Here is a 26,894-nt window from a genome sequence, read left to right as displayed (position 1 = left end):
ACTGAGCCACCGGCCCCGTCAGCCGCCATACGCGCCCTCAAATCAAGTCGGGGCTCGCCGGTATTCCGGCGAGCGACCGATGCGCCAGGATGGCAGGACGCACGCTCCGCAACATCGCCATGCAGAAAGGAGTCGTCCCATGAAGCACGCAATACTCGCAATGTCGGTCGCACTGCTGCTGAGCGGCGGCCAGGCTATCGCAGCCGAGACCGCGCCCGCCACGACCGCCACCCAGACGTCAGCCATCACCACCCGGGCCCAGATGCTCGAATGGTATCGCAACGCCAAATTCGGCATGTTCATCCATTGGGGCATTTTCAGCCCGATCGGCAAGGGCGAATGGTCGCTGGGCGTCCTGCCCGAATTCAACAACGGCCAGCAATCCGGACTGGACGCCTACAAAGCCTATGCGCCGAAATTCAATACGAATCCGGCCGCGATTGCGCAGATGGTGAAGCTCGCCAAGGACACTGGCATGCGCTACATCATCCTGGTATCCCGGCATCACGACGGCTTCAGCCTGTGGGACAGCAAGGCTAGTCCCTACGCGCGCGCCTTCAACTCGACCCAATTTGGCACCAAGGTCGACATGGTGAAGGCCTTTGCGGACGAATGCGCGAAGCAAGGCCTCAAGCTGATGCTCTATTACTCCCTGCTCGACTGGACGAACCCGGACTACCCCGCGTCCACCGCACCCGCACAATGGGAAGACCTATCGGTCTATACCCATCTGAAGCTGTACCAGAACCAGAAGGGCGACTGGAAGCGCTACCGCACATTCATGAAGAAGCAGCTTGGCGAGCTGCTGACGCAGTACGGCCCAATCGGCGCGATCTGGTTTGATGGCTATCTCGCTCAGGAGGACAAAGCGCTGTGGAACATCTCCGATATCTATTCGGCGGTACGGACAGCGCAAGCCACCACGCTGATCGCCAACAACAAGGGCATCGGCGCCAGCGGCCTGCTTCCCGGTGAAGATTTCACCATCGGCGAGCGTGGCGCGGCCGGGGGCGATGAGCAGGTGGCTGGAGAATCGGTGGATACCAGCCAGCTTGGCAACAACCGGGCGGGAACCTGGGGCTATCTCGATACGGCAACGATCCATGAGCGCGAATGGATCTTCCGGCAACTGATAGACAGCATCGCGAACAGCAAGAACTTTGTGCTGAATATCGGCCCGCGTGGCGACGGGTCGCTGCAGGATGCCTTGCTGACCGAGTTCGCCGCCGTTGGCGCATGGGTGCGGCAGAACGCCGAAGCCATATACGACACTCAAGCCGGCCTGCCCGGAATCAAATCCACGACCAAAACTGGCGCGGATGGCAAAACGTATCTGTACCTGTTTGTGCCGGATGCCCATATCACGTCGATCACGCTGACCGACGCGACCGTCAAGGTCCGCAACGCGGTGACGCTGGTCGATGGCAAGGCTGTCGCCCTGCAACGCAATGCAGCCAAGGGCACGACCGTTGTCGATTTCGCCTCCATCAAGCGCACGCCGCGCGAGCCACTGGTGTTGAAGCTCGAAGCCACCATCGCGCCACGTGCGCCGGCAGGCGAAAAAGCAGCGGCAAGCTAGCGCTGGTCCATAGTCCGGATACTCGCGGACCGTCGGCATCAGCATGGTTGATGCAGCCGGCGCCGCGAGCTCCCGGACAACGCCGCCAGCGCGGCGCGTAGCTCCCAGCAAGTAGGCCGGCTATTCGGGCGCGGCCCGCATGGCGCGGCCGATGATAAGACCGCGCACGCCAATCGCGCTCGCTGAATTCCCAGCTAGACAATGCCGGTCGATTCCGGCGTGTTGATGACGGCCTCGACCGGGTGGCCATCGGGATCGATCACGTATGCCGCATAGTAGTGGGCGCCGTAATGCCGCCTCAAACCGGGCGCGCCATTGCCAATGCCGCCGTGCCTCAGCGCCGCCGCATGAAAGGCATCGACGGCAGCGCGTGACGGCGCGGCAAAGGCGAGATGAAACCCGGCGCCCGGCGCTTGGGCCTGCGCTCGCAGCTTGAGGCAGAACTTGTCCTTGCCATCTTCCACGCCGTAGCCGATCGCCGTCTCGCTCTCGAACACCCGCCGGTAGCCAAGCGCAGCCAGCGCCGCATCGTAGAACGCCGCAGCGCGGGCGAGGTCGGCTACGCCGAAGGAAAGGTGGTGCAGCATGACCATCCGACCTCGCTCAGAAACGTCGATCAGGACTGGTACTCATCCATCGGCACGCACGCGCAGAACAGGTTGCGGTCGCCGTATACATCGTCGATGCGGTTCACGCTGGGCCAGAACTTGTTGTCGCGCACCCAGGCCAGCGGGAACACGGCAACGTCGCGGCTGTAAGGTCTATCCCACTCGCTGCTGATCACATCCATCTGCGTGTGCGGCGCGTTTTTCAGCGGATTGCTGTCGGCAGGCCACTCGCCAGCTTCCACGCGGGCAATCTCGGCACGGATGCTGATCAGCGCCTCGATGAAGCGATCGAGTTCCATCTTGGATTCGGATTCGGTCGGCTCGATCATGATGGTGCCCGGCACCGGGAAGCTCATGGTCGGTGCGTGGAAGCCGTAGTCCATCAGCCGCTTGGCAATGTCGACTTCCGATACGCCGCATGCCGCCTTGATCGGGCGGATGTCGATGATGCATTCGTGTGCCACGCGACCATTCTTGCCGGTGTAGAGCACCGGGTAATGGCCGGAAAGCTTGCTGGCAACATAGTTGGCGTTGAGCAGCGCCACCGACGTAGCTGCCTTCAGCCCCTTGCCACCCATCATCGCGATATACATCCACGAGATCGGCAGGATGGACGCCGAGCCATACGGCGCGGCCGATACCGCGCTCTGGCCGACGCTCTCGCCCGGTACCGCGCGCACCGCGTGGTTGGGCACGAACGGCGCCAGGTGCGCCTTCAGGCCGATCGGGCCCATGCCGGGGCCGCCGCCGCCGTGCGGGATGCAGAAGGTCTTGTGCAGATTCATGTGGCTGACATCGGCGCCGATGAAGCCGGGTGCGGTCAGGCCGACCTGGGCATTGAGGTTGGCGCCATCCATGTAGACCTGGCCACCGTGGGCGTGGATCACCTCGCAGATCTCGCGCACCGCTTCCTCGAACACGCCGTGGGTGGACGGGTAGGTGAGCATCAGGCACGACAGCTCGGCCGCGTGTTTTTCCGCCTTGGCCTTGAGATCGGCCACATCGACGTTCCCGGCCTCGTCGCAATCGACCACGATCACCGACAGACCCAGCATCTGCGCCGTGGCCGGATTGGTGCCATGAGCGGACTTGGGGATCAGGCAGATGGTGCGATGGCTATCGCCACGCGACTGGTGATAGCGCTGGATGGCAACCAGGCCGGCGTATTCGCCCTGCGCGCCGGAGTTCGGCTGCATGCAGACGCTGTCGAAGCCAGTGATCACACGCAGCCACTCGGCCAGTTCCTCGATCATCGCCACATAGCCCTCGGTCTGATCCAACGGGGCAAACGGGTGGATACGGCCAAATTCCGGCCAGGTGACCGGAATCATCTCGCTGGTGGCATTGAGCTTCATCGTGCAGCTGCCGAGCGAAATCATCGAGTGATTAAGCGCCAGATCCTTATTCTCCAGCCGCTTCATGTAGCGCAGCATCTCGTGCTCGGTGTGATAGCGGTTGAACACCGGGTGCGTGAGGATGGCGGAGCTGCGCACGAGACCCGCGGGGATCAGGCTGGCCGCGGTCGCATCGATCGCATCGACGTCGGCGCTGACGCCGAACACCGTCCACAGTGCTGCGATGTCATCGCGCGTCGTCACTTCGTCAAACGACACGGCAACCGTGTTCGCATCGACCAGGCGGACGTTGTAGCCAGCCGCATCAGCCTTGGCGACCAGCGCGGCCGCGCCGGCCACGGCGATGCGCAGCGTATCGAAAGCACTGCCGTTCAGCACCTGCACGCCGCCTTGCTTGAGGCCGGCAGCGAAGATCGCGGCAAGGCGCGCTACGCGGCCGGCGATGCGCTTGAGGCCGGCCGGGCCATGGTAGACCCCGTACAGGCCGGCGATATTGGCCAGCAGCACTTGCGAGGTGCAGATGTTGGAATTGGCCTTCTCGCGGCGGATGTGCTGCTCGCGCGTCTGCAGCGCCATGCGCAAGGCGGTCTTGCCACGCGTATCGACCGACACGCCGATGATGCGGCCTGGCACCGAGCGCTTGTGCTCGTCGCGGGTGGCGAAGAAGGCGGCGTGCGGGCCGCCGAAGCCCATGGGTACGCCGAAGCGTTGGGCGGAACCGAGGGCAATATCGGCACCGAGTTCGCCCGGCGATTTCAGCAACACCAGCGCCAGCAGATCGGTGGCAATGGCCACGACCGCGCTACCCGCCTTGAGCGCAGCGATGGCCGGTGCCAGATCACGCACCTCGCCGTCATCGCCCGGGTATTGCAGCAGTGCGCCGAACACATCCGCGCTGGCGGCCTCGTCGACCGAACCGACCTTCAGCTCGAAGCCGAAGCCGGCGGCGCGGGTCTTCAGCACATCCAGCGTCTGCGGGAACACCGCCGCGTCGACGAAGAACACGTTGGATTTGGACTTGCTGATGCGTCGCGCCATCGCCATCGCTTCGGCGGCAGCGGTTGCCTCGTCGAGCAAGGACGCATTGGCCAGCTCCAGCCCGGTCAGATCGATCACCATCTGCTGGTAGTTCAGCAGCGCCTCCAGCCGGCCTTGGGCGATCTCGGCCTGGTACGGCGTGTAGGCGGTGTACCAGCCCGGGTTCTCGAACACATTGCGCAGGATGACCTTGGGGGTGTGCGTATCGTAGTAGCCCTGGCCCAGCAAGGACGTGCGGATCACGTTGCGGCGGGCATGCGCGGCGATGTCGGCCAGCGCATCGACTTCGCGGCGCGGTGCAGCCAGCGGCAGATCGGCAGGCAGGCGAATCGCGGCCGGCACGGTTTCGCTGACCAGCGCGTCGAGCGAAGCGACGTTCAGCGTGGCCAGCATCTCGGCCTGGGCCGCGGCATCGGGGCCGAGGTGGCGAGCGATGAATTCGTCGTGGTTTTCGAGCTGGGCGAGGGTAGGAGTGGTCATGCTGTGTTCTATCCGGTACGGCCGACCTGCAGCCGGCACAAGGCAAACCGCCCGCTTGTGGCGGGCGGGCACATCAGGGGAAGGCGGATCAGGCGCCGATCAGGGCGGTGTAGCCAGCGGCATCCAGGAGGCCGTCGAGATCGGCTGGGTTGGCCGGCTTCACGCGGAAGAACCAGGCTGCGCCGTAGGGATCGCTGTTGGCGGATTCCGGCGCATTCGGCAGGTCTTCGTTGATGGCGACGACTTCGCCGGCGATCGGCGCGTAGATGTCGCTGGCCGCCTTCACCGACTCGACCACGCCCGTGGTATCGCCTGCCCCGTAGCTGGCACCGACTTCCGGCAGCTCGACGTAAACGATGTCGCCCAGCAGCTCCTGCGCGTGATCGGTGATGCCGATGGTGACGGTGCCGTCGGCTTCGACGCGCAGCCATTCGTGGGTGTCGACGTATTTCAGTTCGGCGGGGACGTTGCTCATGCTTGGGCTCCAGATTCGATGTATGGATTGCTTGATGGAAGAGGGCGGCAGTACGCGCACCCGTGTGTCGGTTATTCGAAAACCTGCTTGCCGTTGCGTACAAACGGCATTTTCACGATCCGTGCGGGCTCCAGCTTGCCACGGATGTCGACGTCGACCGTGCCGGCTGCTGCGCTCGGCACACGCGCCATCGCGATGGAGAGCTTGAGCGTGGGGCTGAAGGTGCCGCTGGTGATCACACCATCGCCAGCGGCTGTTTTGACGATCTGGCCGGCGCGCAGCACGCCGCGGCCTTCGAGCACCAGGCCGACTTGCTTGAACGCCGGGCCGTTGGTTTTCTCGGCTTCGATCACCTTGCGGCCGATGAAGTCACGCTCGGGCGGATTCCAGGCGACGGTCCAGCCCATGCCGGCGGCCAGCGGCGAGATGCTGTCGTCCATTTCATGGCCGTATAGATTCATGCCCGCTTCCAGCCGCAGCGTATCGCGCGCACCCAGCCCGGTCGGCGCGACGCCGGCGGCGAGCAGCGCGTTCCAGAAGGCAATCGCTTGATCGCCGGGCAGCATGATTTCGAGGCCATCCTCGCCGGTGTAACCGGTGCGGGCGACGAACCAGTCACCCAAGGGCAGGCCCTGGAACACCTGCAGGCTGGCGATCAGCGTGGCGAGTTCGGGCTTGGCGGCGTTTACCTTGGCGATGGCGTTGGGGCCCTGGATCGCCAGCATGGCGAGCTCGGCGCGCTCGACAAGTTCCACGTGAAACATTGCGGCCTGTTCGCGCATCCACGCCAGATCCTTGGCGCGGGTGGCGGCGTTGACCACCACGCGGTAGTCCCACGCGGTCTTGTAGACGATCAGATCGTCGATCACGCCGCCGCGCTGGTTCAGCATGCCGGAGTACAGCGCCTTGCCCTCAAAGCCGAGCTTGGCCACATCGTTGGCGAGCAGGTACTGCAGGTAGCGGGTGGCATCCGGGCCGGTGACGTCGACCACGGTCATATGCGAGACATCGAACACGCCGGCGTCGCTGCGCACGGTTTCGTGTTCCTTCAGCTGCGAGCCATAGTGGATGGGCAGTTCCCAGCCGGCGAAATCGACGAGCTTGCCGTTGGCTGCGATATGGGCGTCGAACAGGGGGGTACGTTGCGGGGCGGTCATTCCGGCTCACTTGGTGTATGGGTATAAGCGCTACCTCACACCCCTCTGTCCCTGAACCTGAGATTTTCCGGCGCGCCTTGCGGCACAACCGTTAGCCCCTTCGGTGGGCGCATCGATTTGCGCCGCTCTCCAGATTGGACGGGGCGAGCCCCGATTTGCAGTCCTTTTGCCTGAGCGATTGCGGGTGCACTTGCGCCTTCGGCGGCCGCGAAACAGGGCGGCTCTCTCCTGCAGAATGGCGGCATTATCGATGGCCTGCCGGGCACTGGCAAGCCACAAACGCGCGGGCAAGGTTGCCATCCGTCCGGACAGAAAAAGATACAGCCAGACCAACCGGCAGCCGGCGTTCAATGCCTGATCCGATACCGTACAATCGCGGCTTTTGCGCTTGTTATGGTTCATGCTCGATCTATCCGACGCGCCGCTACCCGTGGTCAACGGCGTCAATCCCAGCTTCATCAACATGCCACCCGGCGGGCAATGGCCGACGGTACTGGCGTTTCTCGTCGAGCGTTTTCCCATGCTGGGCGAGGAAGAGCTGCGCGGCCGGCTGGCACGCGGTGATCTGGTCGATGATGTGGGCCAGCCCTTTCATGAACACACGCCGTACCGCCCCAAGGCGCGGCTGTGGTACTACCGGCAGGTGCCTGTCGAGCGCAAAATCCCGTTCGAGGAAACCATCCTCTATCGCGACGATTACCTCGTCGTTGCCGACAAGCCGCATTTCCTCACCTGCGTACCCGCCGGCAATCACTTGTTCGAGACGCTGCTATCTCGCCTGCGGCACAAGCTTGATATGCCACAGCTCACGCCCATCCACCGGCTCGATCGCGAGACCGCGGGCATCATGCTGTTCTGTGCCGATCCCGACAGCCGCGGCGCGTATCAACAGCTGTTCGCCGCGCGCGAAGTGCAGAAGGAATACGAGGCGATCGCACCATTCCGCGCCGACCTGGCACTGCCGACGCGCATCGCCAATCGGCTGGAGGAAGACCCGGCCAATCGCTTCCAGATGATCGCGGTGAGCGGCGAGCCCAATGCCATTACTGAGGTCGAGTTGCTCGAACGCCAGGGAGACTGGGGGCGCTATCGCCTCAAGCCCGCCACCGGCAAGAAGCACCAGTTGCGCGCCCATCTGGGAGGGCTGGGTATCGGCATCGCCCATGATCCCTGGTACCCGGTGCTCACCAGCATCACCAAGGACGACGATTTCAGTCGCCCGCTCAAACTGCTGGCGCGCGCGATTTCCTTCACCGATCCCATCAGCGGCGAGCCGCGGCATTTCCGCAGTCCGCGCGATTTGGCCTGGCCCACGCCCGAGCTTCCAGCACTGCCTGCCTGAGTTCTTGCTGCGTCGCAAACAGCCTTAACCCGTATTAACACGCAAAAATGGTGCAGCGCACACCGTTCACGCCCCAGAATCGACCATTCCGGCGGGATACGCGTTTACCCTTAGTCTGAGCGGACTAAGGTTTTAGTACCATGGCGCCGCGGTTGCGATAGACCCCGCACCACGGTGCCTTCCGCGCTCACCATGCCCATCCGGCCCCGGTAGCTTAAAAGCCCACCGCTGCCAACATCGCAGCGAAACACAAGAAGGAATAGAGGATGAGCAAGACCCTGATCGGCGGCGCCGTAGCCGCCGCTTTGGCCATAGGTGGAGTCTTCCACCTGCTGGACACCAAACCTGCGATCAAGCAGGCCCAAGCCGCCGAAAGCCAGTCCGCAGCGGCTCCGACCCGCACCCTGCGGGTCGCCCTGGAAGGAAAATACCCACCCTTCGAATACATCAACGCCAAGCAGCAACTGGTCGGGTTCAACGTCGATGTCGCCAACGCGCTGTGCGCCCAGATCAAGGCCCGTTGCGAGTTCAAGCGTTACGGCTGGGACGAGCTGATCCCCGCGCTACAGAAGGGCGAGGCCGACGCCATCATCGCGTCGATGTCGATCACGCCGGAACGCCAGCAAAAAGTGCTGTTCACCGATATCTACACCCGCGTGCCGGGAGCGTATATCGCGGCCAAGTCCGAACACATCATCTGGCCAGTGATCACCGCCGAGCGCATCCGCGAGCACACGGTGGGCGTGCCATCGGATACCACTTTCGATGATTATGTGAAGCACGAGCTGGAGCCGGCCGGCATCAAGGTCAAGCGCTACCCTTCGGCCGAAGACGTGTTTGCCGGCCTCAAGGCGGGCGAGGTACAGATCGCATTCGGCGATAGCGCGGTACTGGCCGATTTCGTGCGTAACCCCGAAAACGCCAAATCGTTCGAACTCGTCGGCAACAAGGTGCAAGGCAGCAAGTGGCTGGGCCAGGGTGAAGCCATTGCACTCGCGCAGAACCAGAAAGCGCTGCGCGACGAATTGAACACCGCGCTGCAAAAACTGATTTCCAGCCCGACTTACGGTGAACTGCAGAACCGTTACTTCGTGTTCCGCGTGCTGTAAACGCCACACCGCGGCGGTGTTTCACGTGAAACACCGCCATCGGTGAAACAGCGCTCGGCATCGGGCTACAATGCGGGCTGATCCGCACTACAGTCCTACCCATGTCCGAAATCGAAGACCTGCTCGAACCCGAAGTCGCACTCCCCACTAGCCACGATGGCGGCAATCGCCGCTATGTCAGCGCCGAGGATTCCACCACCGAACCCGACGATGGTGAATCGGTGCAGCTGGGCCTGTATGCCGAGAAGAGTTATCTCGAATACGCGATGAGCGTGGTAAAGAGCCGCGCACTGCCGCAAATCGAGGACGGCCAGAAACCGGTGCAGCGGCGCGTGCTTTACACCATGCACGGATTGGGGCTGGCGGCCGGCGCCAAGCCGGTGAAGTCGGCACGTATTGTCGGCGAGGTACTGGGCAAGTTCCACCCGCACGGTGATCAGTCCGCCTACGATGCACTGGTGCGGATCGCACAGAGTTTCTCGCTGCGCTACCCGCTGATCGATGGTCATGGCAACTTCGGTTCGCGCGATGGCGATGGTGCCGCGGCGATGCGTTACACCGAAGCGCGGCTGACGCCGATCGCCGAGCTGCTGCTGGGCGAGCTCGATGCCGGCACCACCGATTTCGTTCCCAACTACGACGGCGCCTTCGAAGAGCCCGTGCTGCTGCCGGCACGCTTGCCGATGTTGTTGCTGAACGGAGCCTCGGGCATTGCGGTCGGCATGGCCACCGAAATCCCGTCGCACAATCTGGGTGAAGTCGCCGACGCAGCCATTGCCTTGATCAAGAACCCAGCACTGAACGTCGCCGAGTTGATGCAGTACGTGAAGGGCCCGGACCTGCCAGGTGGCGGCCAGATCATCTCGTCCCAGCGCGACATCCAATCCGCCTACGAAACGGGCCGCGGAAGCCTCAAGGTGCGTGCGCGCTGGATCGTCGAAGAGCTGGCGCGTGGACAGTGGCAGGTCATCGTCACCGAGCTGCCGCAGGGCACTTCCTCGCAACGCGTGCTCGAAGAGATCGAGGAGCTGACCAACCCCAAGGTCAAGAAAGGCAAGAAGGCGCTGAGCCAGGAACAGGTGCAGACCAAGCAACTGGTGCTGTCACTGCTCGATCGCGTGCGCGATGAATCCGGCAAGGACCAGCCGGTACGACTGGTGTTCGAGCCCAAGTCGTCACGGCAGAAATCCGACGAGCTGATGACGGTGCTGCTTGCGCACACCTCGCTCGAAACCAACTTGCCGCTCAACCTCGTCACCATAGGCCGCGATGGGCGCCCGGGTCAGAAATCGCTGCGTGATTTCTTGGCCGAATGGATCGATTTCCGCTTCGTCACCGTCACTCGCCGCACCGAATACCGCCTCGGCAAGGTTAACGACCGCATCCATATTCTGGAAGGGCGGATGATCGTCTTCCTCAATATCGACGAGGTGATCCGCAGCATCCGCGAGAGCGACGAGCCCAAACCGGCGCTGATCGCGCGCTTCAATCTGAGCGATCGCCAGGCCGAGGACATCCTTGAAATTCGTCTGCGCCAATTGGCGCGGCTCGAAGGCATCAAGATCGAGCAGGAACTCGCAGCACTGCAAACCGAGAAAGCGGATCTCGAACACCTGCTGGGCAATCCTCAGGCGATGCAAAAGCTCGTCATCAAGGAAATCGAGGCCGACCGAAAGAAGTTTGCCGACCCGCGCCGCACGCTGATCGAGGAAGCCGAAAAGGCAGTGCTCGACGTCGCCGTCGTCGATGAGCCAACCACGCTGATCCTGTCGGAAAAGGGCTGGGTCCGGTCGCGCCAGGGTCATGGCCTCGACCTGCAGAACCTCACTTTCAAGGACGGCGATACGCTGCTCGCAGCAATCGAATGCCGGACGATCGACGCCGTTGCATTGATCGCCACCGATGGGCGCGTCTACACCATACAGGCGTCCATCGTGCCGGGTGGGCGTGGTGACGGCGTGCCGGTGACCACGCTGGTCGAGCTCGCCGCCAAGAGCCGCATCGTGCAACTGTTGACTGCGCGCAACGATGAATGGGTGGTGGTCGCCAATTCTGCCGGCTACGGTTTCGCCTGCCAGTTCGAGAATCTGCTCTCCAGGCAGAAGGCTGGCAAGGCCTTCATCTCGCTGGAGCCGAGCGAAACGCTACTCAAAATTGCCCCCTTCGTTCCACGTGAAACATCGCTGGTCGCCTGTCTTTCCAAGGCCGGCAAATTGCATCTGTTTGCCTACGGCGAATTCAAGCAGCTCACCGGCGGAGGCCGTGGCGTGATCACTATGGCGCTGGACGACAAGGACCAGCTGGCCGCGATCACCGTATGCGATGGCCAAACGCTGAAGCTCACCGGCACTGGCCGCGGCGGCAAGGTGACCGAGCTGACGCTGGACGCCAACGAAATGGCGCCCTACGTCGGCAAGCGGGCGCGCAAGGGCAAGCCGATCAACGCCGGGCTGAAGTTCCCCGGGTTCTGAGGCAGCCATGTTCACGCTGCTGCTGATTGCACTGCTGCTCGTTGCCGCCTATCTGGGCTGGCGATGGCACAGGCGACGGCGACAAAGGCAACGCATCGACGCCATCAACGGTTATGTGTTCCCGGCCGCGATACGCACCAAGCTGCAACAACAACACGGCGCGGCCACGCTCGATGGCAAAGCGCTCCTCAAGGTAGAGGCCGCGCTGCGCCAGTTCTTCCGCATCAACGGCGCCGCCGGCCCGCAGCGGGTGGCCATGCCGTCTCAGCTGGTCGACGACTACTGGCACCAGTTCATCCTGCACACCCGCGAGTACCAGCGGTTCTGCAAAGCGACGCTGGGACGCTTCCTGCACCATACGCCCGCCAGCAGCATGGCCGGTGCCCGCCAACAGGATTACGCCATCCGTCGAACCTGGGTCCTTGCCTGCCAGGATGAAGGACTGAACCCGCACGCGCCGAACCGTTTGCCGCTGCTGTTCAGCATCGATGCGTTGCTTGGCATTGCTGGGGGCTACCACTACACCATGCATTGCGGTGAGCGTGGTGATGGCAGTGCCACTACGCCGTACTGTGGCAGCGATCTGGTGGACAACTGGCGGAGCGACACGGAAGGTATCGGTAGCGACCCCAGCCACTCCGGTAGCGACAATGACCACCGCGACTACAGCTACAACAGCTACAACGACATGGATAGCCGCAGCAGCTGCGCTGGTGACAGCAGCGACACCAGCAACGATACCGGCAGTGGGTGCGGTAGCGGATGTGGCGGCGGAGGTAGCGATTGATGGAAGGCACGATGAACCCGGTGCTGCGGCAGATCTGGGCAGAACTCGGAATCGCCGAGCAGGTGATCGCTGAAAAGCAGTTGCGCCTCTACGACGAAGCCGAATCGCTGATCGATGCGGAAATTGCCGATGATGGCCGCGTCTGGCAGCTCACCCCGGCTGCGGCCGCGGCCTGGCATGCGATGCGGCAGGCCGCGCTCGACGATGGCATCGTGCTGCGCATCGCCTCGGCATATCGCGGCACGCAGCGCCAGGTGGAGCTGATACGCCGCAAGCTCGACATGGGCCAGACTATCGCGACCATCCTGCAGGTGCTGGCCCCCCCCGGCTGCAGCGAGCACCATACCGGCCGCGCCATCGATATCTACACGCCCGGTGGTCCCGTGGTCGAGGAGGCATTCGAAACCACCGAGGCCTATCACTGGCTGGCGCACAACGCGCAGCGTTTCGGCTTCGCGCTCTCATTCCCGCGCGACAACCCCTACGGCTATGTGTACGAGCCCTGGCACTGGTGTTTTCGGCCCACGCAGCTCGCATGAAAAAAGCCGGCATATGCCGGCTTCGCAGAGCCCCGCGCGGATCAAATCTCGCCGATATAGTCAGCCTTGCCGATCTGCCCACCGTTGTGCCGCAGGATGGCGTAGGCCATCGAGACATGGAAGTAGACGTTGGGAATCACGAAGTGCTGCAGGTAGAAATCGCCCTTCATCGGATGATCCGGCATCCAGGGCATCACCACCGTCTGGTTTGGCGCGTTATCCAGCGCCTGCTCGGGGATGGTCTGCAGATAGGTGATCGTAGCAGAGATCCGCGCCTTGAGTTCATCGATCCGCGTCTCGGTATCATCGAACTTCAACGGCTCCATGCCGGCCAGGCGGAAGCCCACGGCCTTGGCCTGATCGGTGGCGATCTGCACCTGTTTCACCAGCGGAAACATATCCGGTGCCAGCCGGGCCGACAGCAGCACACCCTGGTCGACGTTGCGTTCGCTACAGAAGGCAGTCGCCTTGTCGAGCAAGGCGGATAGGTTGCCCAGCATGCGTACAAACACGGGGATGGACAGCTGGTAATAGGAAAGGCTCACGGCAGACTCCTCATCAGGGGGAAAATCCGGGGAAGACCGGTGGTAACCGGCTTTCCGCTAGATGGAGGTGCATCCGGCCTGGTTCAAGCCGGTCCGCCTGCCATTTCCAGCCGCGCCAGCGTTTCGTGGGCACCATGCCAGCCACGCCCGGACTGTAACGCAGCCATCAATACGGCGACCAGTTGATCGATTGGCCACGCACCGTCGATTTCGATGTCGTAGCAGAAATGCGCATGCACACGCGGGCCTTCCCATGCGGAAAGCCCGGGTGCCCGGTCGCCGCGAGCGGTTTCACGGGCTGCGGCAAGCACGGGATCGCAATGCATGCCGACCAGCAACACCGAATAGCCGGCAAGCTCGGTCAGCAGCTCGCGGATCTCCTCGCGATCGCACCAGGCATTGTCGACGATGAGCTTGAGACCCGCCTGTAGCAACGACGGCAGCGCGTAGTGATAGCCACGAACCAGCGCATTCCAGTCGTAGCCACGACGCCGAATCGGCTCGCCGCGCTGCATCAGCACGAGGTCTTCCGCAGGTAATGCGTAGAGCACGCTATCGATCGAAAAATTCAGGTACTGTTCGGGCAGCGCCTGCTGCAGGGCCCGCGCCAGCGTACTCTTGCCGGCGCTGCTGCAGCCATTGAGCACGATGACCTGGGGCATCGTCAGCCCATCAGCGGCAGGCACAGGTCATAGCGGCCGTCGCGACGACCGTATTCGTAATAATGCTCCAGCCGTGGCCGGGAAGGATCGGGTACCAGCCCCGTCTGCGGCAACCAGGTCAGCATCAGGTCGCGCCAACGCGGCCCGATGTCGTCGGAGAGGCCGCTGTGGTGGAACACGGCCCAGCGCCCGGCCGGCAGGCGGTATTCGCCCATACCGCGGGGTATCCGCACCTGCGGGCCGATTGGAAACGCCGCGTCGTAGCGGCGGCGCCCGGCAGGTGTCGTTGCCGGATCGCTCCAGATCAGGCCGAAGCGCTCGTCCGGTTGGGGAATCTGGTGCTGCTGGCATTGGCGTTCCAGTTCAAGGAACAGGTTCTCCAGATGCCGGCCGTAGTCACCGACCTCACGCACGGTCAACATGCGCGCCGCCGGCCATTCCTCCACTGAAATGCGGGTCGCCACCTCGGTGAACGACCAGTTGAAGTCGGCATCGGTGCCGACGATCTCTTCGCCGGGTTGGTAGGAAATCGGCCCCAGATTGCGCCTGAGCCATTCGCGCGCCGGCGGCGTGCCACGGCGCCAGGCACTGGGAGTGAAGCCGTAGGTGCGGTTAAACGCCCGGCTGAAGGTGGCGGCGGACGAAAAGCCCACCGCCAGTGCCACCTCGCTGATCGGCATGCGCGGCGCCCAGTGCAGCAGCGAAGCGGCGACTTCCAGACGCAGGCGCCACAAGAAGGCCTGCGGCGTGGTCTGGTAGTGCGCCTGGAAACGGCGCACCAAGTACCACGGCGAATAGTGAGCGGCTTCGGCGAGATCGGCTAACGTCAATGGCGCCGCCAGATCACGCACCATGCGATTGATCGCGCGCTCCAGCCGCGGGCAGGGCGCGGGGGCCAGGAGAGGATTTGGGGCGTTCATGTTGTCGGCAAGAGTAAGCTGCAAGCCAGCAGCGGGCTGATTGGATCAATTATCTTGGCGCAAAGTTGCCCCAATTTGCAGCGTCGAACCGCCATGTCCGCAAGTGTGGCAAAAATCGCTTGCGTTGGCGTTCTCCATGCTTACTTTGCATAGATCATCATCCGGGCCCCCCGGCGCGTTACTGGCCGTGTCAGGGCGATGGACGGCCTGCGGCACGACGAACGCCGCTATTGCGCCTCGTCGCCGCGCGCCCAGAACATGCGATCGGGTACCAGCTGGCCCATGCCGGGCCGGTAGGCGTTCACCAGCGTCTGCCACACATATTCCTGCGCATCGCGCACCGCCGTAGGCAGTTCGACGCCGCTGGCGAGCGCGCCGGCCAGCGCCGCCGACAAGGTGGCGCCCGAGCCGTGGAAGCGGCCGGGCAATCGATCCCAGTGATCGCTGCGCACGCGGCCGTTGGCAGAATACAGTGTGTTGCTCACCTTGCTGGTCTGTTCATGCGCCCCGGTGATCAGCACGTACTCGCAGCCACAGCCGATCAGGCGGCTGGCCGCAGCATCGAGCGGCAGATCGTCCTGCTCCTCGGCGTCGTCCGACCCCAGCCGGCGTGCCTTGCGGCTGTTGGTCACCATGACCAGCGTATGCGGCAACAGCATGTCGCGGATCGCTGCGGTGAATTCGTCGGTGGAATAGTCATCACGCTGGCTATGTTCCAGTACCGGGTCGAGAATCAGCGGCACGTCCGGGTAATCGGCAACGATCTCGGCAATGACGGTGAGGTTCTCTATGCTGCCGGTGAGGCCCACTTTGATCGCGTCAACCTGCATGTCTTCCAGCACCAGGCGGGCCTGCTCGTCGACCCAGTCGGCCTCGATCGCCTGAACTTCATGCAGGCCGGCGGTGTCTTGCACCGTGAGCGCGGTGACCACCGGCAGCGCATGACAGCCAAGCGACGCCAGCGTGATCAGGTCGGCGGCAAGGCCGGTGCCCGCGCTGGGATCATTGGCAGCAAAGACGAGGACAAGGGGCGGGGTGGGGCGCATCGCGGCGGCCGTAAGGGATAAGGTAGAATCCGATTCTAAACCAGTGCCCGGAGCTTCCCCGATGAAAAAATACATGTGCTTGATTTGCGGTTTCATTTATGACGAAGCAGAAGGCCGTCCCGAAGATGGAATTACGCCAGGCACCGCCTGGAATGACGTACCGATGAACTGGACCTGCCCGGATTGCGGCGCACGCAAGGACGATTTCGAGATGGTCGAAATCTGAACCAGAATATGAACCAAGGAGTCACGCCCATGAAGAAACTGTTGATCACCGTCCTCATTGCGGGCGTATTGACGGCCTGCCAGCAGGTGAATACCACCGGCAGCGGCAGCGTGGGAGTGAACCGCAAGCAGTCGATGAGCACGCTGTTGTCCGCCCAGCAGGTCGACGAGATGTCGGCGGAGTCGTACCACGACGCGCTGGCCAAGGCCAAGCAGGCCAACAAGCTCAATACCGACAGCAAGATGGTCGGTCGCGTGCGGACCATCGCCGACCGGCTGATCCCGCAGACAGCGGTCTATCGCCCCGATGCGCTCAAGTGGCCGTGGGAAGTGAACGTCGAGCAGAGCGATCAGCTCAACGCCTATTGCATGGCAGGCGGCAAGATCATGTTCTATTCGGGCATCATCACCAAGCTCGCGCTCAGCGACGATGAAATCGCCCAGATCATGGGCCACGAGATCGCCCACGCGTTGCGCGAGCACGCGCGCGAACGCATGAGCAGCGAATACAACAAGCAGCTGGCTTTCAGCGGCATCTCGCTGGGCCTGTCCATACTCACGGGCAAGAACTACGACGACTACCTGCAGCTGGCCAATCAGGTCACCGACGTGGCCTACAGCCTGCCCAACAGCCGCGAACACGAATCCGAGGCCGACACCATTGGGCTGGAGCTGGCCGCCCGCGCCGGCTACAACCCGCAGGCAGCGGTAACGCTCTGGCAGAAGATGGCCACTGCAGGCGGCGGCACCCCGCCGGAGTTCCTCTCCACCCACCCTTCAAGCCAGACCCGTATCCGCGATCTGCAGGCCAAGATCCCCGCCGTGCAGCCGCTGTACGATGCCGCGCGCAAATCGGCGCCTGCTGCCAAGAAGTCAAACAAGTCGTAAGGCAAGCAATGCTCTGGGTCAAGGCACTGCATATCATCTTCGTCACCAGCTGGTTCGCCGGGCTGTTCTATCTGCCACGGTTGTTCGTCAACCACGCGATGACTGAAGATGCGGCGACCCGTGAGCGCCTGCAGCTGATGGAGCGCAAGCTGCTGCGCTTTATGACGCCGCTCGCGGTGCTGGCCATCGGCTTCGGCCTGTGGACGTGGGCCTACTATGGCTTCTACGCCGGCGCCGGCTGGCGCTGGATGCACGCCAAGCTGCTGCTGGTGGCGCTGCTGGTCGGCTACCACGGCTGGTGCTGGCAGCTCTATCGCGACTTCGCCACCGGACGCAACCGCCATAGCCACGTCTGGTTTCGCTGGTTCAATGAATTCCCGGTGCTGGTGCTGTTCGCCGTAGTGATCCTGGTCGTGGTCAAACCCTTCTGATCCATCCCCAAGCCAATCAAGGGAAGCACGATGAGCGTCGAAATCGAACGCAAATTCTTGGTCCGCGCCGATACCTGGCGCGATCGCGTCAGCCGCAGCATCCGTATCGGCCAGGGTTATCTTTGCACCGACCCCGAACGCACCGTGCGCGTGCGACTGAAGGGTGAACAGGGTTTTCTGACCATCAAGGGCAGGAACGATGGCATTGCCCGCGCCGAGTTCGAATACGAGATCCCGCTGGCGGATGCCGAAGCGCTGCTCAAGCTATGCCCGCAACGGCTCGACAAGACCCGGCATCTGGTCGAACACGCCGGCCATACCTGGGAAATCGACGAATTTGACGGCGACAACATCGGGCTGATCGTCGCCGAGATCGAGCTCAGCCACGTCGACGAAGCCTACGTGCGGCCCGACTGGCTGGGCAACGAGGTCTCACACGACACCCGATATTTCAACAGCAACCTGTCCACCCACCCCTATACCCACTGGTAATCCGGAGCACGCCATGAGCCGTAATCAAACCCTGTTCGATGCCGCGCAACGCCATATTCCGGGCGGGGTGAACTCGCCGGTGCGCGCCTTCGGCTCGGTCGGGGGCACCCCGCGGTTCTTCGAGCGGGGTGAGGGCGCCTACGTATGGGATGCGGACGGCAAACGCTATATCGACTATGTCGGTTCGTGGGGACCGCTGATCCTCGGCCATGCCCACCCGGCGGTGATCGAAGCCGTGGAAAAAGCACTGCGCAACGGCCTGTCGTTCGGTGCGCCCACCGCTGCCGAAGTGGACCTGGCTGACCTGTTGTGCGCGCTGTTGCCCAGCATGGATCAGGTGCGTCTGGTTTCCAGCGGCACCGAGGCGACGATGAGCGCGATCCGTCTGGCACGCGGCTATACCGGCCGCGACAAGCTGGTGAAGTTCGAGGGTTGCTATCACGGCCATGCAGACAGCCTGTTGGTCAAAGCCGGTTCCGGCCTCTTGACCTTTGGCAACCCATCGAGCGCCGGCGTACCCGCCGCCGTTGCCGCAGACACTCTGGTGCTGCCTTACAACGATGTCGCGGCATTGGAGCAGTTGTTCGCAGAACAGGGCGACCAGATTGCCGCCATCATCGTCGAACCCATAGCCGGAAACATGAACCTGGTGCAAGCCACGCCGGAATTCGTCGCTGCCATGCGTGGGCTTACCGAGCGGCACGGCGCATTGTTGATCTACGACGAAGTAATGACCGGGTTCCGGGTAGGCTTACAGTGCGCACAAGGGTTGCATGGCATCCGACCTGACCTGACCTGCCTGGGCAAAGTGGTCGGTGGCGGCATGCCGCTCGCCGCCTTCGGCGGTCGCGCAGACATCATGGCCAAGCTGGCCCCGCTTGGCCCGGTGTACCAGGCTGGTACGCTGTCGGGCAACCCTATCGCGGTAGCCGCCGGCCTTGCCACCCTGGCTGAAATCGCCAAGCCCGGCTTCTTCGAACAACTGTCGGACAATACCCGAGCGCTAACTGAGGGGTTGACTGCTGCCGCGTGCGCCGCTCACGTTCCCTTCAGCGCACAGGCCGTGGGAGGCATGTTCGGCATCTATTTCTGCGCGCAGCTACCGCACAGCTACGCCGATGTGATGGCCAGCGACCGTACCCGTTTCAATACTTTCTTCCACGCGATGCTGAGCGAGGGGGTGTATCTCGCGCCATCGGCGTTCGAAGCCGGATTTGTGTCAGCACGGCATGAACAAACCGACCTGGAAACCACATTCGTCGCCACAAAACAGGCGCTCAGCAGAATCTGATTCACTTCTGTAAGTAGTAGTCCCTACTAAGAAGGCTTCAGCAATTTTCGCGGCCCTGTGCGAAACGAGTAGCCCTGCTACCACTCACTTGCCATTCCCCGCACGCTTGTCAGGATCGCTTGCCTTCGTTGTTTTGAGCCGTCGATAGTATTAGTACATACTGATGCCAAAAATGCGAAGGACGCACCATGCGGCAAACCGGTTTCACCCTCATCGAGGCCATGCTCGTGGTCGCGCTGATTAGCATCATCCTGGGCATCGCGACACCCTCTTTCCGTGGCATGATCCAGGATAGCCGGCTCGCTAGCGCCTCCGAAGAGATGCTGACCAGCATGTTGCTAGCACGTACGGAAGCGATCAAACGCAACGCCAGGGTCGTCCTGTGCAATAGCAGTGATCCTGCAGCTGCATCGCCCAGCTGCGTTTCCAATTCGCCAAACTGGAAGACCGGATGGCTGGTATTCGTCGACAACGACAACAACGACACATACAGCTCCGGCGATGAAATTCTGCGCATCATTAACGCGCTGGAGTCGGTCGATTCGATTACGCCCAGCGAAACAACGACGACCAATATCCGGTTCCGCTCGCTACTAAACCAAGCCAGCAAAGACGTCAGCTTTACCTTCTGCAACGAAGGCCGGAGCCGCCGGGTGGTGACCCTGGATAAGACCAGCCGGGTCAATCGTAGCGTTGGCAGTGTGTGTTCGTGAGTAAAGACCATGGTTAAGCACAGCGGCATCATCATGATCGAAGTCCTGGTTTCGCTGGTCATACTCGCGATCGGCATCCTTGGACTGGCTAGCCTCCAGCTGTACTCAATGAAAAACAGTCAGAATGCTTACTGGCGCTCGATCGCCAGCGACCTTGCGAATGACTTGGCCGATCGCATCAGGACGAACCGTTCTCCAAAGCAGACCACCATTGAAGGCGGGGTCATGAAGGACGAAAAAAGTGCAATTATTCCGTTCCCACCGGACTACGCCCGTATAGCTTGCACCGCCAACAGTTCAGGTGTCTTCACTTGCAACTGGATAAGTGGCTACACGGCCCCGGCGAACACCGCCGGGACAAATCTAGCCATGTCTGATCTGGCAAATTGGATGCAATTGGCCGCCAGCTCTCTTCCCGTAGGCAGCACGGGTGGCGCCATAGTTTGCCGCGATAACGACCTGTCGAACGAACCAGCCAGCAGCGGACCTAGCCTCGATCCAGCGGCAGCCGATTTTTCCACTAAGACAGGCTGCCTTGCGCCCACCGCCGCAAAATTCGCCGAAGCCCCCTATGTCATCAAAATCTGGTGGCAAGAACAGGAGGTTAATGCCACCTCCGACGGCAAGTCGACCGCAGTGCTCCAGTATTTCGCCACTCCCATCTAACCGGATATTGCACCATGCATCATTCGAGAGGTTTTACGATCATCGAGCTCATGATCGGTTTGGCACTGGCGCTACTGCTTGCCTTTGCGATTGCATCCGCCTATCTACAAACCAAACAATCCTTTCGTTTGCAAACTGCCCAAAGCCGCATTAGCGATGAAGGTAATTACGTCATAGGCCTATATCGTCGTCTCTTAAGCCAAGCGGGCTATCGCAGCTGGTCTGGTATCTACGCCAACGCCCCCGAAGATACTGCGTTTGGCGCGGACGCTCCGTTTGCCGTCGGACAAAGTCTTATCGAATCCAACAATGAATTATTTGTACGTTTTACCGGAGATCCGGACGGCAGTATCTTGCGTTGTGACGAAAGCAATGACACCGACTACCCGTTATTGAATGTCAGCAATAGCAAGGACACCATATACCCTTATAAGTTATATTTAAGCAACGGCGCACTATATTGTTCAAAAATTGACGGCACAGCGGCACGACTTATTGCCGCCAATGTTGTCAATTATTACGTTCAATATGGCATTGACAATAATGCCGATCAAGTCGCCGATAATTACGTCGCCGCAGCCACCGTAAGCAATTGGAAGAACGTATACGCGACCCGCGTCTGTATCGTACTTCGGTCTGAAAATGATCGCTTGTCGCCGGAGGCGATGAAGTATCTCGATTGCAGCGGAATGACCAAAACTGCAACGGATAACAGACTGTATCGCACATTCACCACGACAGTCCAACTGAGAAATCGCTACAAGTGAGCCACGCCATGCGATCTACAAGAAGCTTGGGTTTTGTCCTCATTACCAGCATTTTATTCATGCTGGTATTGACATTGGTTGTGGTCTACGCAGTCCGATCTGCAACCGTATATGAACGGATATCAGGAAACAATCGCAATTACAGCCAGGCCTTTCAAGCTGCAGAATTTGCCTTATTCCAGGCCCGTGGAACCCTGGCCAATCCTGAGCTCATCGCCACACCCGCTAGCAACACATGCTCAAATGGAATATGTGCCAAGGATTTCGATACAGAAAAATTTGATAATCCTGCCTTCTGGATTAAGAGTGAAAATCTAACCAAAAGCTGCGCTGTCGACAAAGATTGCAGTGGTCGTGGGGCAAGCATAGCAACGAAATTCCCAGGCGCTTCCGCAGAGCAGCCTCGGTTTGTCATCAAGGAATTGAAAGTTGGTAGTGACGATTGCACATACTACGAAATTACTGCGTTTGGTAAAGGCGGCAATACTTCGAGTTCTTCGATATTACGTTCGGTCGTCAAAGCGTGTGACAGCTGAGGATCATGTCATGAATAAATATAATTTCACCAAGCAAACGGCCATTGCTTTAGGCCTATCCTTTATCTTCACCGATGCACTTGCACTTGCTATCCAGCAGGATGGCAGAGACCCCTATCGGCCACTGCAAACGCTGAGCAGTGCTCCTCCGCTCAATATGCTGGTGTTGGGCCGTGACCATAAGCTCTGGTACGAGGCATATAACGATGCTTCAGATCTCGATGGGGATGGCTACGTCGATGTAGGCTACAAGGGATGGATGCTGAAGCCCGGCCAAACCGCAGCTCAGCGCGGCAATTTCAAAATCGATTATTACGGTTACTTCGATTCGTACAAATGCTACAAGTACGCAAATAACCAATTCGAGCCGGTTGCCGAAACTTCAAACAAGAAATGTGCCACCACCACAGCTGGACGCTGGAGTGGCGATTACTTGAATTACCTCACCATGTCGCGCATGGATGCGATACGAAAAGTGCTATACGGTGGCACTCGCTCCACCGATAGCACCACAGCCACTATTCTTGAGCGCGCATATATTCCTCAAGATGCCCATTCCTGGGGTAAAGAGTATTACGCCGAATCAGCAGATGGCTACAAGATAAGTGATTATACCCCGCTCGCGCAGCCCAATTCAGGCCGCAGGCATTTATTTGCCAATACGACGGTTTATGATTCAGCAAACGGTGGTTATGGTAAGCCACCCTTACTGCGTTATACAACGAACCAGAGCATCAGAATCTGGGACTGGGTGAGTCGGGAAGGCCCCGTTGCTGGAACAAGCTTGGGCAGCACGGTCATCAGCCCGGCGCCAGTTGACATGACAGTGCGCGTTAAAGTTTGCGATTCAGGCATAGGCCTGGAATCTAACTGCAAAAGATACGGCAGTAGCTATAAGCCCACGGGTTTACTACAGCAATATGGTGATGCCGACAACATGCGCTTCGGCCTGTTGACTGGGAGTTATAGCAATAATTTGCGCGGCGGAATACTCCGCAAAGAAGTCGGAAAATTTAACGCCGAGATTAATGGTGACACAGGGCAATTTACCAACACGGATGGCATTGTAAAGTCACTCAACGCACTTCGTATTGTAGGGTTTGGGAAATATTCTACTCCCTGGGGGGACTCAGATTATATCTACAAATGCGGCTGGAATTTTGCGAGCACGCCACTTACCAATGGAAATTGCGAGCCGTGGGGAAATCCCGTTGGAGAAATGTTGTATGAGACGATGCGCTATTTCTCCGGCGCGTCGAGCGCGACTTCCACGTTCTCTAATGATGCAGTTGGCGATGCACTTGGGCTGCCGCGGGTGACATCGTGGAAGGATCCATACGCCAGCAGTAGTGGGAATAATGTCTGTTCCAAGCCATTTGCTACAGTAATCGCAGATATCAATCCTTCATGGGACGGTGATAACTTGTCCAGTCCGTCCTTGAATGGAAAAGCGATTAATTTGGCAAGCATTGGTTCAAGCTTGTGGAATGAAGAGTTTAAAGGAGCTGCAGATGTAGTCGTGGGTAATGTTTGTAGCCCGGACAACCAAGCAGCTTGCCCTATAGCGAATAAAGATGCGCCGACGCGTAAATCTATCAATTCGTTTTGGAATATAACAGGCCTTGCCGAAGAGCCGGGGAAAAAAGGCAGTTATTCGTCACCCATCATCGCCAACTTTGCGCGTACAACCGATATTAATCCGGCTTCAGGTACCCAAGTGGTATCGACTTTTTCGGTTGCATTGGCTTCACCGTTGCCGAAGATCGAAGTACCTATTCCAGACTCGGAAAAGCGGGTAACTATTATTCCGTTTGCGAAATCCGTTAATGGTTCAGGCATTACGCCAACGGGTGCTTATCAACCTGTCAATCAAATCGTTGACTTTTACGTCGACACGATTCTGAACATGCCGGGATTTCCTTACGACGCGGCAAGCGATACCGTGACCGGGCGTATCAAAGGCAAGCCCTATTACAAGTTTCGCATCAATTTTGAAGATGTGGAATATGGCGGTGACCATGATATGGACGCTATTGCCGAATACGAAGTCACGTTGGATGCAGCGAATAAGGTAAAGGTGGATGTAAAGTCGCGATATGCTTCCGGTGGTATTATTCAGCATATGGGATATGTATTGTCAGGAACTGGTTCCACCGATGGTATTTATTTGGTCGTTCGAGATTGTGATACGGCAAACCCTTCCATAGGGACCGGTAACCCATGCCAGCATACCGGAACGGACCCCGCTGCCGACGTCGATTTCTGGATGGATACTCCAAATACAACCAGCGCATTACCACTAACGGACAGCCGCACATTTTCGCCAGCAGATATGACTGCAGTGAAAGACCTCAAGTCACCTTTATGGTATGTAGCTAAATATGGTGGCTTTATTGATAACGATGCCGACAACAGCGCCAACTCGAATAAACTTGATGACTCCGCTGAATGGGATGGCGACGGCGATGGAGTTCCCGACAACTATTTTCTCGTCGTCAATCCGCTCAAGCTCGAAGAACAGCTGGGCAAGGCCTTTGCTAAAATCGACGCTACCTCAAAAGCAACCGCACAAGTTGGCGCTTCTGGTGGAAGTGATACCGTCGGCGAAGATCTCATGATGTACCGTGCTGCTTATACCGCTGATAAATGGTCCAGTGAAATTGCTGCATTCAAATATGACCCTGCGGGTAGAGATCTCGGCACTTTAGTTTGGAATACCAAGGATAAGCTACTGCCCCCGGACAATAGAATTATTATTTCCCATAATAATGCCACGGGTGTCGGTGTAGCCTTTCGTACCAATAGCCTCTCTTCCATTACTACTCAATGGCAGAACTTGAATACCGGCCCTTCCGGTACGCTAGACTCTTTGGCGTCGGATAGAGTGGATTATCTAAGGGGTAGCAAGGCAAAGGAAGGCACTGCGACCAATGATTTCAGAATTCGCCAACAAAGTGGAAACAACAGCAACTACTTTGGCGATATCCTCTCCTCAGCGCCCTATTATGTAAACGTGCCTTATATCGATTATCGCAGCGATCCGGACTATAAGGTCCACGTGCAAAATGTTCTAGGCCGGGGCCCTACTTTGTATGTGGGTGCCAATGACGGCATGCTTCATGCCATCAATGCCTCAAAAACCGATACAACCAAACAGGGGCAGGAGCGGTTTGCCTATGTTCCTGGAATTGTTTATCCAAAATTGTCCAAGCTCACCGGCCGTACATACAACCATGAGTACTATGTCGATGGAAAAATAACCGTAAACGATGTTCAAACGACATCAACCGACTATAAAACGGTATTGACCAGCACGTTGGGCTTTGGCGGAAAAGGTCTGTTTGCTCTCGATATAACCAGGCCGGAAAATATTACTGAAGCCACGACCAACAATGTACTTTGGGAATTCTCCGATCTGGACGATAGCGACATGGGCTATCAAATCGGATCTGCAGCCATGTTGCAAGCCAATAACGGAAAGTGGTATGCCATATTGGGAAACGGCTATAACAGCACCAACGGGCACGCAGTGCTCTTCCTGCTGGAAATGGCAGGCCCATCACGCACTCCGAAGAACTGGACAGGAAGATATCTGAAATTTGATACCGGAATAGGCTCGTTAGCAGATAAGAATGGTATGTCCGCAGTCAACTTTGTCGATCTTGAAAGTGCTTGGCGTTGTGACGGAAACGGCGACCAGAAAGCTGACTTGATTTATGCAGGGGATCTGTATGGCAATCTATGGAAATTTGATATGCGCAGTAAAGATCCCACGCAGTGGAAATTCGCGCTGAAAGACGCAAGTAACAATCCCAAACCACTATTCTCTGCTATGGGGCCAAACAACAAGCGCCAACCGATAGTGAATTTCCCAGGGGTTGGAATACATCCAGAAGCCGGCTGCGTAGCATCCACACCCATTTCGGACGACGCAGTTCCTCCAGACGATATTTATGTCTTCTTTGGCACAGGCAAGTTCATGGATGATTGCGACAAGAACAATAGCTGCGCCAGCGAAGATTCGGTAAACACCATATACGGCTTGCGGGATCAAGGAAAAACAATTACCCAAAGCGAGTTGATGAAACGCACCTATGGATATATGTCTCAGACCGAAGTCGATGCTTATAACGCCGATAAACCTTCGGGGGATCAAATTACGTTGAACGACGTTTCAGGCTATGTAGTGATGAAACCTGATAGTAATTGCGCTGATAAAATTTGCGAGATGAATTGGAAAAACAACAACGGCTGGTATATGCATATGGTCAACAGAAGCAACCAGACTGGCCAGGGATCTCGTGCAGTAGGAACGCCGCGCCGGATAGGGAAGGCCGTCATGATTTTCGACGTCATGAATCTGGAGTCATCGACCGAACAATGCACATTAAATGGAAGCCTAACCACGTTGGCTTTGGATTATGGCACTTCGACTGGGCAATCTCGCGCACGTTTCAAAGTCTATGACGCTTCCGGAAAATCGATTGGATTAACGAATGTCGGTTATACCACTAACGCTTTTCTTCCCGATGGTTCCACTACTTCTGGTCGCGGCCAAGGTATCAACACTGGCGGCGGTGGGGTGATCGACACGGGTGGTGGCGTCGGTGATTCAAATGATGCGGGGCGTTGCTATGGCGGGATTTGTGCGGGCTCGCCTCCAGCAAACGCTACTGGTGGTGGTGGTCAGGGTGATGGTGGTAAGAATCAAGGTATGAATTTTAACAGAACGGTTACGCCTGTGAATTGGCGGGAAATCATTCAATGAGATG

The 26,894-nt window shown here is 59.4% G+C and carries 24 protein-coding genes and 2 riboswitches; of the genes, 16 read left to right on the top strand and 8 right to left on the bottom strand.

What is annotated here, in order from left to right; translation table 11 throughout:
• Window positions 1–79: 79 nt before the first annotated feature.
• Window positions 80–1,579: an alpha-L-fucosidase gene (locus NLI84_RS03605; RefSeq protein WP_255988230.1), complete on the top strand. Its 1,500-nt coding sequence runs from the start codon at window positions 80–82 to the stop codon at window positions 1,577–1,579.
• Window positions 1,580–1,773: 194 nt separating this feature from the next.
• Here the strand turns inward: NLI84_RS03605 and NLI84_RS03600 are convergent, their stop codons facing one another.
• The 4 genes from NLI84_RS03600 to gcvT form a co-directional block, all read right to left on the bottom strand.
• Window positions 1,774–2,166, bottom strand: a complete 393-nt coding sequence (locus NLI84_RS03600; RefSeq protein WP_255988228.1) for a VOC family protein — start codon at window positions 2,164–2,166, stop codon at window positions 1,774–1,776.
• 29 nt (window positions 2,167–2,195) lie between these two features.
• Window positions 2,196–5,060, bottom strand: a complete 2,865-nt coding sequence (gene gcvP, locus NLI84_RS03595) for an aminomethyl-transferring glycine dehydrogenase (protein ID WP_255988227.1) — start codon at window positions 5,058–5,060, stop codon at window positions 2,196–2,198.
• Between the two features lie 88 nt (window positions 5,061–5,148).
• The gene (gene gcvH, locus NLI84_RS03590) at window positions 5,149–5,535 is read right to left on the bottom strand and encodes a glycine cleavage system protein GcvH (RefSeq protein WP_255988226.1); all 387 of its coding nucleotides are present in this window, start codon (window positions 5,533–5,535) and stop codon (window positions 5,149–5,151) included.
• A gap of 71 nt (window positions 5,536–5,606) precedes the next feature.
• Window positions 5,607–6,692 carry a glycine cleavage system aminomethyltransferase GcvT gene (gene gcvT / locus NLI84_RS03585; protein ID WP_255988225.1) on the bottom strand — a complete coding sequence of 362 codons (1,086 nt, stop codon included), beginning with the start codon at window positions 6,690–6,692 and terminating at the stop codon, window positions 5,607–5,609.
• A 35-nt stretch (window positions 6,693–6,727) separates the two neighbouring features.
• Window positions 6,728–6,835: riboswitch (glycine riboswitch) on the bottom strand.
• 5 nt (window positions 6,836–6,840) lie between these two features.
• Window positions 6,841–6,933, bottom strand: a riboswitch (glycine riboswitch).
• A gap of 159 nt (window positions 6,934–7,092) precedes the next feature.
• Here gcvT and NLI84_RS03580 point away from each other — a divergent pair.
• The 5 genes from NLI84_RS03580 (at window position 7,093) to NLI84_RS03560 (ending at window position 12,940) form a co-directional block, all read left to right on the top strand.
• A complete protein-coding gene (locus NLI84_RS03580; protein ID WP_255988224.1) occupies window positions 7,093–8,034 on the top strand; it encodes a pseudouridine synthase in 942 nt (313 codons plus the stop codon).
• Window positions 8,035–8,300: 266 nt separating this feature from the next.
• The gene (locus NLI84_RS03575; protein WP_255988223.1) at window positions 8,301–9,143 is read left to right on the top strand and encodes a transporter substrate-binding domain-containing protein; all 843 of its coding nucleotides are present in this window, start codon (window positions 8,301–8,303) and stop codon (window positions 9,141–9,143) included.
• A gap of 101 nt (window positions 9,144–9,244) precedes the next feature.
• A complete protein-coding gene (gene parC / locus NLI84_RS03570) occupies window positions 9,245–11,614 on the top strand; it encodes a DNA topoisomerase IV subunit A (RefSeq protein ID WP_255988222.1) in 2,370 nt (789 codons plus the stop codon).
• Window positions 11,615–11,621: 7 nt separating this feature from the next.
• Window positions 11,622–12,401 carry a glycine-rich domain-containing protein gene (locus NLI84_RS03565; protein WP_255988220.1) on the top strand — a complete coding sequence of 260 codons (780 nt, stop codon included), beginning with the start codon at window positions 11,622–11,624 and terminating at the stop codon, window positions 12,399–12,401.
• An 11-nt stretch (window positions 12,402–12,412) separates the two neighbouring features.
• On the top strand, window positions 12,413–12,940 hold the full coding sequence (locus NLI84_RS03560) for a M15 family metallopeptidase (RefSeq protein ID WP_255988219.1): 528 nt from the start codon (window positions 12,413–12,415) through the stop codon (window positions 12,938–12,940).
• Window positions 12,941–12,981: 41 nt separating this feature from the next.
• Here NLI84_RS03560 and NLI84_RS03555 read toward each other — a convergent pair whose 3' ends face one another.
• The 4 genes from NLI84_RS03555 to thiD form a co-directional block, all read right to left on the bottom strand.
• Window positions 12,982–13,485 (bottom strand): DUF1993 domain-containing protein, encoded by a 504-nt coding sequence (locus tag NLI84_RS03555; protein ID WP_255988218.1) that lies wholly within the window; start codon window positions 13,483–13,485, stop codon window positions 12,982–12,984.
• 83 nt (window positions 13,486–13,568) lie between these two features.
• Window positions 13,569–14,147, bottom strand: coding sequence for a chloramphenicol phosphotransferase CPT family protein (locus tag NLI84_RS03550; RefSeq protein ID WP_255988217.1), 579 nt, complete (start codon window positions 14,145–14,147; stop codon window positions 13,569–13,571).
• 2 nt (window positions 14,148–14,149) lie between these two features.
• A complete protein-coding gene (locus tag NLI84_RS03545; RefSeq protein WP_255988216.1) occupies window positions 14,150–15,067 on the bottom strand; it encodes an AraC family transcriptional regulator in 918 nt (305 codons plus the stop codon).
• 227 nt (window positions 15,068–15,294) lie between these two features.
• Window positions 15,295–16,113, bottom strand: coding sequence for a bifunctional hydroxymethylpyrimidine kinase/phosphomethylpyrimidine kinase (gene thiD / locus NLI84_RS03540; RefSeq protein WP_255988215.1), 819 nt, complete (start codon window positions 16,111–16,113; stop codon window positions 15,295–15,297).
• Between the two features lie 61 nt (window positions 16,114–16,174).
• Here thiD and NLI84_RS03535 point away from each other — a divergent pair, with 61 nt between their 5' ends.
• The 10 genes from NLI84_RS03535 (at window position 16,175) to NLI84_RS03490 (ending at window position 26,890) form a co-directional block, all read left to right on the top strand.
• A complete protein-coding gene (locus NLI84_RS03535) occupies window positions 16,175–16,339 on the top strand; it encodes a rubredoxin (RefSeq protein ID WP_255988213.1) in 165 nt (54 codons plus the stop codon).
• A gap of 29 nt (window positions 16,340–16,368) precedes the next feature.
• Window positions 16,369–17,226, top strand: coding sequence for a M48 family metallopeptidase (locus tag NLI84_RS03530; RefSeq protein ID WP_255988212.1), 858 nt, complete (start codon window positions 16,369–16,371; stop codon window positions 17,224–17,226).
• Between the two features lie 8 nt (window positions 17,227–17,234).
• Entirely contained in the window at window positions 17,235–17,657 is a 423-nt protein-coding gene (locus NLI84_RS03525) for a CopD family protein (RefSeq protein ID WP_255988211.1), read from the top strand.
• Between the two features lie 30 nt (window positions 17,658–17,687).
• Window positions 17,688–18,149 (top strand): CYTH domain-containing protein, encoded by a 462-nt coding sequence (locus NLI84_RS03520; protein WP_255988210.1) that lies wholly within the window; start codon window positions 17,688–17,690, stop codon window positions 18,147–18,149.
• Between the two features lie 13 nt (window positions 18,150–18,162).
• The gene (hemL, locus tag NLI84_RS03515) at window positions 18,163–19,440 is read left to right on the top strand and encodes a glutamate-1-semialdehyde 2,1-aminomutase (protein ID WP_255988209.1); all 1,278 of its coding nucleotides are present in this window, start codon (window positions 18,163–18,165) and stop codon (window positions 19,438–19,440) included.
• 188 nt (window positions 19,441–19,628) lie between these two features.
• On the top strand, window positions 19,629–20,153 hold the full coding sequence (locus NLI84_RS03510) for a GspH/FimT family pseudopilin (protein WP_255988207.1): 525 nt from the start codon (window positions 19,629–19,631) through the stop codon (window positions 20,151–20,153).
• Window positions 20,154–20,186: 33 nt separating this feature from the next.
• Window positions 20,187–20,819 (top strand): type IV pilus modification protein PilV, encoded by a 633-nt coding sequence (gene pilV, locus NLI84_RS03505; protein ID WP_255988205.1) that lies wholly within the window; start codon window positions 20,187–20,189, stop codon window positions 20,817–20,819.
• Between the two features lie 14 nt (window positions 20,820–20,833).
• Window positions 20,834–21,586 (top strand): PilW family protein, encoded by a 753-nt coding sequence (locus tag NLI84_RS03500; protein WP_255988203.1) that lies wholly within the window; start codon window positions 20,834–20,836, stop codon window positions 21,584–21,586.
• Window positions 21,583–22,122: a pilus assembly PilX family protein gene (locus NLI84_RS03495; protein WP_255988202.1), complete on the top strand. Its 540-nt coding sequence runs from the start codon at window positions 21,583–21,585 to the stop codon at window positions 22,120–22,122. Before NLI84_RS03500 ends, NLI84_RS03495 begins: the two co-directional genes overlap by 4 nt.
• A gap of 10 nt (window positions 22,123–22,132) precedes the next feature.
• A complete protein-coding gene (locus NLI84_RS03490) occupies window positions 22,133–26,890 on the top strand; it encodes a pilus assembly protein (protein WP_255988201.1) in 4,758 nt (1,585 codons plus the stop codon).
• Window positions 26,891–26,894: the final 4 nt, after the last annotated feature.

Source organism: Chitinolyticbacter albus, from assembly GCF_024437655.1.
Classification (GTDB): domain Bacteria; phylum Pseudomonadota; class Gammaproteobacteria; order Burkholderiales; family Chitinibacteraceae; genus Chitinolyticbacter; species Chitinolyticbacter albus.
Note: the sequence above shows the minus strand (reverse complement) of the source record. Positions and strands in the feature narration are given on the sequence as shown.

Excerpts from the sequence above, each read along its gene's own strand:
- NLI84_RS03490 (WP_255988201.1), top strand. The coding sequence starts at position 22,133 with ATGAATAAATATAATTTCACCAAGCAAACGGCCATTGCTTTAGGCCTA.
- parC (WP_255988222.1), top strand. The coding sequence starts at position 9,245 with ATGTCCGAAATCGAAGACCTGCTCGAACCCGAAGTCGCACTCCCCACT.
- NLI84_RS03525 (WP_255988211.1), top strand. The coding sequence starts at position 17,235 with ATGCTCTGGGTCAAGGCACTGCATATCATCTTCGTCACCAGCTGGTTC.
- NLI84_RS03565 (WP_255988220.1), top strand. The coding sequence starts at position 11,622 with ATGTTCACGCTGCTGCTGATTGCACTGCTGCTCGTTGCCGCCTATCTG.
- hemL (WP_255988209.1), top strand. The coding sequence starts at position 18,163 with ATGAGCCGTAATCAAACCCTGTTCGATGCCGCGCAACGCCATATTCCG.
- NLI84_RS03520 (WP_255988210.1), top strand. The coding sequence starts at position 17,688 with ATGAGCGTCGAAATCGAACGCAAATTCTTGGTCCGCGCCGATACCTGG.
- NLI84_RS03600 (WP_255988228.1), bottom strand. The coding sequence starts at position 2,166 with ATGCTGCACCACCTTTCCTTCGGCGTAGCCGACCTCGCCCGCGCTGCG.
- NLI84_RS03500 (WP_255988203.1), top strand. The coding sequence starts at position 20,834 with ATGCATCATTCGAGAGGTTTTACGATCATCGAGCTCATGATCGGTTTG.
- NLI84_RS03605 (WP_255988230.1), top strand. The coding sequence starts at position 80 with ATGCGCCAGGATGGCAGGACGCACGCTCCGCAACATCGCCATGCAGAA.
- NLI84_RS03535 (WP_255988213.1), top strand. The coding sequence starts at position 16,175 with ATGAAAAAATACATGTGCTTGATTTGCGGTTTCATTTATGACGAAGCA.
- NLI84_RS03575 (WP_255988223.1), top strand. The coding sequence starts at position 8,301 with ATGAGCAAGACCCTGATCGGCGGCGCCGTAGCCGCCGCTTTGGCCATA.
- gcvP (WP_255988227.1), bottom strand. The coding sequence starts at position 5,060 with ATGACCACTCCTACCCTCGCCCAGCTCGAAAACCACGACGAATTCATC.
- gcvT (WP_255988225.1), bottom strand. The coding sequence starts at position 6,692 with ATGACCGCCCCGCAACGTACCCCCCTGTTCGACGCCCATATCGCAGCC.
- gcvH (WP_255988226.1), bottom strand. The coding sequence starts at position 5,535 with ATGAGCAACGTCCCCGCCGAACTGAAATACGTCGACACCCACGAATGG.
- pilV (WP_255988205.1), top strand. The coding sequence starts at position 20,187 with ATGATCGAAGTCCTGGTTTCGCTGGTCATACTCGCGATCGGCATCCTT.
- NLI84_RS03580 (WP_255988224.1), top strand. The coding sequence starts at position 7,093 with ATGCTCGATCTATCCGACGCGCCGCTACCCGTGGTCAACGGCGTCAAT.
- thiD (WP_255988215.1), bottom strand. The coding sequence starts at position 16,113 with ATGCGCCCCACCCCGCCCCTTGTCCTCGTCTTTGCTGCCAATGATCCC.
- NLI84_RS03550 (WP_255988217.1), bottom strand. The coding sequence starts at position 14,147 with ATGCCCCAGGTCATCGTGCTCAATGGCTGCAGCAGCGCCGGCAAGAGT.
- NLI84_RS03510 (WP_255988207.1), top strand. The coding sequence starts at position 19,629 with ATGCGGCAAACCGGTTTCACCCTCATCGAGGCCATGCTCGTGGTCGCG.
- NLI84_RS03545 (WP_255988216.1), bottom strand. The coding sequence starts at position 15,067 with ATGAACGCCCCAAATCCTCTCCTGGCCCCCGCGCCCTGCCCGCGGCTG.
- NLI84_RS03560 (WP_255988219.1), top strand. The coding sequence starts at position 12,413 with ATGAACCCGGTGCTGCGGCAGATCTGGGCAGAACTCGGAATCGCCGAG.
- NLI84_RS03530 (WP_255988212.1), top strand. The coding sequence starts at position 16,369 with ATGAAGAAACTGTTGATCACCGTCCTCATTGCGGGCGTATTGACGGCC.